This is a genomic window from Gordonia liuliyuniae (assembly GCF_021738805.1).
In the GTDB taxonomy this organism is placed as follows: domain Bacteria; phylum Actinomycetota; class Actinomycetes; order Mycobacteriales; family Mycobacteriaceae; genus Gordonia; species Gordonia liuliyuniae.
Genome location: NZ_JAKKOR010000015.1, coordinates 1 through 5,561, shown reverse-complemented (window position 1 = coordinate 5,561; position 5,561 = coordinate 1). Strand labels below are relative to the sequence as shown.

The 5,561-nt window shown below is 54.6% G+C and carries 3 rRNA genes; all 3 read right to left on the bottom strand.

Annotated elements, in window-relative coordinates:
- Positions 1-44: 44 nt before the first annotated feature.
- A 5S ribosomal RNA gene (gene rrf, locus L5G33_RS19190) occupies positions 45-161 on the bottom strand.
- An 88-nt stretch (positions 162-249) separates the two neighbouring features.
- Positions 250-3,390 (bottom strand): 23S ribosomal RNA (locus L5G33_RS19185).
- Positions 3,391-3,883: 493 nt separating this feature from the next.
- A 16S ribosomal RNA gene (locus tag L5G33_RS19180) occupies positions 3,884-5,406 on the bottom strand.
- Together the 16S, 23S and 5S rRNA genes form the textbook arrangement of a ribosomal RNA operon.
- Positions 5,407-5,561 lie beyond the last annotated feature (155 nt).

Sequence of the window (5,561 nt, the reverse complement as noted above, 5' to 3'; positions counted from 1 at the left end):
TAGAGCCCCCAACACGTGGTGTTGGGGGCTCTAACTCGGGTTTAGTTCGGCGGTGTCCTACTCTCCCACACTGGTTAGGGTGCAGTACCATCGGCGCTGGAGGGCTTAGCTTCCGGGTTCGGAATGGGGCCGGGCGTTTCCCCTCCGCTATAGCCACCGAAACAATATGAGGTTATCGCGTGTGCGGCCTCAGAAGTAGATAGTGGATGCGACATACATTCTTACAATACGTAAATGTGTGTGAGTGTTGTTAGTAAGTCCTCGGCCTATTAGTACCAGTCACCTGAACATATTGCTATGCGTACAGTTCTGGCCTATCAACCCCATGGTCTGTAGGGGGCCTTACCCTGCCCGAGGGCAGGTGAGAAACCTCATCTTGGAACAGGCTTCCCGCTTAGATGCTTTCAGCGGTTATCCCTTCCGAACGTAGCTAACCAGCAGTGCTCTTGGTAGAACAACTGGCACACCAGAGGTTCGTCCGTCCCGGTCCTCTCGTACTAGGGACAGGTTTCCTCAAGTTTCTAATCGCGCGCGGCGGATAGAGACCGAACTGTCTCACGACGTTCTAAACCCAGCTCGCGTGCCGCTTTAATGGGCGAACAGCCCAACCCTTGGGACCTACTCCAGCCCCAGGATGCGACGAGCCGACATCGAGGTGCCAAACCATCCCGTCGATATGGACTCTTGGGGAAGATCAGCCTGTTATCCCCGGGGTACCTTTTATCCGTTGAGCGACACCGCTTCCACTTGCCGGTGCCGGATCACTAGTCCCGACTTTCGTCCCTGCTCGACATGTACGTCTCACAGTCAAGCTCCCTTGTGCACTTACACTCAACACCTGATTGCCATCCAGGCTGAGGGAACCTTTGGGCGCCTCCGTTACATTTTAGGAGGCAACCGCCCCAGTTAAACTACCCACCAGGCACTGTCCCTGAACCCGATCAGGGTCCGAGGTTAGAAGCCCAATACGATCAGAGTGGTATTTCAACAACGACTCCACCACCACTAGCGTGGCCGCTTCACAGTCTCCCACCTATCCTACACAAACCGTACCGAACACCAATACCAAGCTATAGTGAAGGTCCCGGGGTCTTTTCGTCCTGCCGCGCGAAACGAGCATCTTTACTCGTACTGCAATTTCGCCGAGTCTGTGGTTGAGACAGCAGAGAAGTCGTTACGCCATTCGTGCAGGTCGGAACTTACCCGACAAGGAATTTCGCTACCTTAGGATGGTTATAGTTACCACCGCCGTTTACTGGGGCTTAAATTCTCAGCTTCACCACACAAGGTGGTTAACCGGTCCTCTTAACCTTCCAGCACCGGGCAGGCGTCAGTCCGTATACATCGTCTTACGACTTCGCACGGACCTGTGTTTTTAGTAAACAGTCGCTTCTCTCTGGTCTCTGCGACCACCACCAGCTCAGAGTGCACGACTCATCACCAGCAGTGGTCCCCCTTCTCCCGAAGTTACGGGGGCAATTTGCCGAGTTCCTTAACCACAGTTATCTCGATCGCCTTAGTATTCTCTACCTGACCACCTGTGTCGGTTTGGGGTACGGGCCATGCACCAACTCACTAGAGGCTTTTCTCGGCAGCATAGGATCACTGAATTCGCCACAACGGCTACGCATCACCTCTCAAGCTATATGAGACACGGATTTACCTATGCCTCGCTCTACAGGCTTACACCAGTACAACCACTGACTGGCCCAGCTACCTTCCTGCGTCACCCCATCGCTTGACTACTACACCCAAGGTCCCACGCAGCCACACCGCACACAATCCGAAGAAAGTACACGATGCTTTTGGGTGGTTAGTACAGATGATTCGCCATTGGTCGCGGATGCACGGGTACGGGAATATCAACCCGTTGTCCATCGACTACGCCTGTCGGCCTCGCCTTAGGTCCCGACTCACCCTGGGCGGATTAACCTGGCCCAGGAACCCTTGGTCATTCGGCGGACAAGTTTCTCACTTGTCTTTCGCTACTCATGCCTGCATTCTCACTCCCACACCCTCCACACCTGGATCACTCCGGCGCTTCCACGGATGCAGGACGCTCCCCTACCCACCCACACCACTAGACAACATTCCCGAAGAAACATCACCGATGATTGTGTGAGTGCCGCGGCTTCGGCGGTGTACTTGAGCCCCGCTACATTGTCGGCGCAGGATCACTTGACCAGTGAGCTATTACGCACTCTTTCAAGGATGGCTGCTTCTAAGCCAACCTCCTGGTTGTCTTCGCGACCCCACATCCTTTTCCACTTAGTACACGCTTAGGGGCCTTAGCCGGCGATCTGGGCTGTTTCCCTCTCGACTACGAAGCTTATCCCCCGCAGTCTCACTGCCACGCTCTCACTTACCGGCATTCGGAGTTTGGCTGACGTCAGTAACCTAGTAGGGCCCATCGGCCATCCAGTAGCTCTACCTCCAGTAAGAAACACGTGACGCTGCACCTAAATGCATTTCGGGGAGAACCAGCTATCACGGAGTTTGATTGGCCTTTCACCCCTACCCACAACTCATCCCCTCCATTTTCAACTGAAGTGGGTTCGCGCCTCCACGACGTCTTACCGTCGCTTCACACTGGCCATGGGTAGATCACTCCGCTTCGGGTCTAGACCCAGCGACTCATATCGCCCTATTCAGACTCGCTTTCGCTACGGCTACCCCACACGGGTTAACCTCGCCACTGAGCACTAACTCGCAGGCTCATTCTTCAAAAGGCACGCCATCACCCCACCACACAAAATGTGGAAGGCTCTGACGGATTGTAAGCGTCCGGTTTCAGGTACTATTTCACTCCCCTCCCGGGGTACTTTTCACCTTTCCCTCACGGTACTAGTCCGCTATCGGTCACCAGAGAGTATTTAGGCTTACCGGGTGGTCCCGGCAGATTCACAGCAGATTCCACGAGCCCGCTGCTACTTGGGACACATCGACACCAGACCAATCGCTTACAGTTACGGGACTCTCACCCACTACGGCAGACCATTCCAGGCCACTTCACCTAACGAAAGATTTTCTTACTGGCGCTCCGCACGGCAGCACGAAGAACGACACTCCCACAACCCCACACGCACAACCCCTGCCGAGTATCACATACGCATGGTTTAGCCTCATCCGCTTTCGCTCGCCACTACTCACGGAATCACAATTGTTTTCTCTTCCTGTGGGTACTGAGATGTTTCACTTCCCCACGTTCCCTCCAACCCGGCTATACATTCACCGGGCGGTAACACGACATAACTCGTGCTGGGTTTCCCCATTCGGACACCCTCGGATCACAGCTCGTTTGACAACTCCCCGAGGACTATCGCGGCCTACCACGTCCTTCATCGGCTCCTGGTACCAAGGCATCCACCGAACGCCCTAAAACACTTACAACAACACCCACAAACACACCACAACCACCCCACCAACAATCACCAACCAACCACACCCCCCAAAAAAACAGAGAGAGTGGATATCAGCAACCCCAGCACAAAACAGTTGTGACACGAATGTGGACAACACAAACAAATCTTTGAAATTGCAATACACATCTACAAATATAAGATGCTCGCATCCACTATCCACTTCTCAAACAACACACACCCACCCGACCCCACACACCCCAAACAGGGCGCGGAAATCCAGCGAGCACCAAAGGACAACACCCGTCAAAGAAACGACATGTGTTCCCTCAGAACCCCGATAGTGTGCAATATCCGACCATCCAGTCACCCAGAATGATCCCCAAACTCACCGCAACCACCACCCACATACACACGTATACAGATGCCGGCCACACGCCTGGACTTCTTGTGTTTCACCCATGAACAAACACCCACCCACACTACATTCGAGCATGGCATGAGAATTGTTGTCTGCTCCTTAGAAAGGAGGTGATCCAGCCGCACCTTCCGGTACGGCTACCTTGTTACGACTTCGTCCCAATCGCCGATCCCACCTTCGACAGCTCCCTCCCACAAGGGGTTAGGCCACCGGCTTCGGGTGTTACCGACTTTCATGACGTGACGGGCGGTGTGTACAAGGCCCGGGAACGTATTCACCGCAGCGTTGCTGATCTGCGATTACTAGCGACTCCGACTTCATGGGGTCGAGTTGCAGACCCCAATCCGAACTGAGACGCGCTTTAAGGGATTCGCTCCACCTCACGGTCTCGCAGCCCTCTGTACGCGCCATTGTAGCATGTGTGAAGCCCTGGACATAAGGGGCATGATGACTTGACGTCATCCCCACCTTCCTCCGAGTTGACCCCGGCAGTCTCCTGCAAGTCCCCGGCATAACCCGCTGGCAATACAGGACAAGGGTTGCGCTCGTTGCGGGACTTAACCCAACATCTCACGACACGAGCTGACGACAGCCATGCACCACCTGTACACCAACCACAAGGGGGGCTATATCTCTATAGCTTTCTGGTGTATGTCAAACCCAGGTAAGGTTCTTCGCGTTGCATCGAATTAATCCACATGCTCCGCCGCTTGTGCGGGCCCCCGTCAATTCCTTTGAGTTTTAGCCTTGCGGCCGTACTCCCCAGGCGGGGTACTTAATGCGTTAGCTACGGCACGGAACTCGTGAAATGAGCCCCACACCTAGTACCCACCGTTTACGGCGTGGACTACCAGGGTATCTAATCCTGTTCGCTCCCCACGCTTTCGCTCCTCAGCGTCAGTTACTACCCAGAGACCCGCCTTCGCCACCGGTGTTCCTCCTGATATCTGCGCATTTCACCGCTACACCAGGAATTCCAGTCTCCCCTGTAGTACTCAAGTCTGCCCGTATCGCCTGCACGCCTGCAGTTAAGCTGCAGAATTTCACAGACGACGCGACAAACCGCCTACGAGCTCTTTACGCCCAGTAATTCCGGACAACGCTCGCACCCTACGTATTACCGCGGCTGCTGGCACGTAGTTGGCCGGTGCTTCTTCTCCAGGTACCGTCACTTGCGCTTCGTCCCTAGCGAAAGAGGTTTACAACCCGAAGGCCGTCATCCCTCACGCGGCGTCGCTGCATCAGGCTTGCGCCCATTGTGCAATATTCCCCACTGCTGCCTCCCGTAGGAGTCTGGGCCGTGTCTCAGTCCCAGTGTGGCCGATCACCCTCTCAGGTCGGCTACCCGTCGTCGCCTTGGTAGGCCATTACCCCACCAACAAGCTGATAGGCCGCGGGCCCATCCCACACCGCAAAAGCTTTCCACCCCACGCCATGCAGCGCAGAGTCATATCCGGTATTAGACCCAGTTTCCCAGGCTTATCCCAGAGTGCAGGGCAGATCACCCACGTGTTACTCACCCGTTCGCCACTCGAGTACCCAGCAAGCTGGGCCTTTCCGTTCGACTTGCATGTGTTAAGCACGCCGCCAGCGTTCGTCCTGAGCCAGGATCAAACTCTCCAACAAAAAACATCAAAACAACCAACCCCCAAAAGGGCCAGCAATTTCAACACAAGCCAGAAAGCAAAACCTGACCAATCCAAAAAACTGACAAAAACAAAAAACTAACAAACAAAAATGTCCGTCAAAAATTCATCCCTGCCACAAAAAAATACAAAAAA